This window comes from Frigoribacterium sp. CFBP 13712 (assembly GCF_014842255.1).
Taxonomy (GTDB): domain Bacteria; phylum Actinomycetota; class Actinomycetes; order Actinomycetales; family Microbacteriaceae; genus Frigoribacterium.
On sequence record NZ_JACYVH010000031.1, the window covers coordinates 1 to 507 of the forward strand.

Genomic DNA, 507 nt, shown 5'->3' on the forward strand with positions numbered 1-507 from the left:
ATCGATCCCCTATCGGACGATGACGCGCCATGCGCCGTTTTCGGTGCTCGCGACCGAGGAGAAGCTGACGTTCGTCACGCCCTTGCGGGACGACTCCGGGATGTCCAGCTCGAGCACGCCCTCGGCGCAGCTCGCACGGGCGGACGTCGTGTCGACGGCACCGGTAGCCGACGTCAGACCGAACAGCCCCTCGACGGATCCGTCGCCGAAACACTCGAGTTCGACTCGCCTGATCGTCACGGGCTCCTCGAAGGTCGCCGAGATCGCGCTGCCGCCGGCTCCCTCGCCGCGATCGGCGACCGCTGCCAAGACGACCAGCTCGTCGCCGTCGTCCTGCACCGCTGACGGCGCCTGGTCAAGCCACAGAGCGATGTCGCCGGCCTGCTCACCGGGATCGACCTCGGAGCACCCGGCGAGGCTGACAGCACAGAGGGTCACGACGAGTAGGCAGAGCGATCGGGGGCGCACGATCGAAGGATGGCATGAAGCGCACTTCGTCGCGACTCC

At 68.0% G+C, this 507-nt stretch carries 1 protein-coding gene; it reads right to left on the reverse strand.

Annotation, left to right across the window (positions count from 1 at the left end):
* Positions 1-9: 9 nt before the first annotated feature.
* Complete coding sequence (locus IFT51_RS14770) at positions 10-438, reverse strand: hypothetical protein (RefSeq protein ID WP_192061847.1); 429 nt, start codon at positions 436-438, stop codon at positions 10-12.
* Between the last annotated feature and the right edge of the window lie 69 nt (positions 439-507).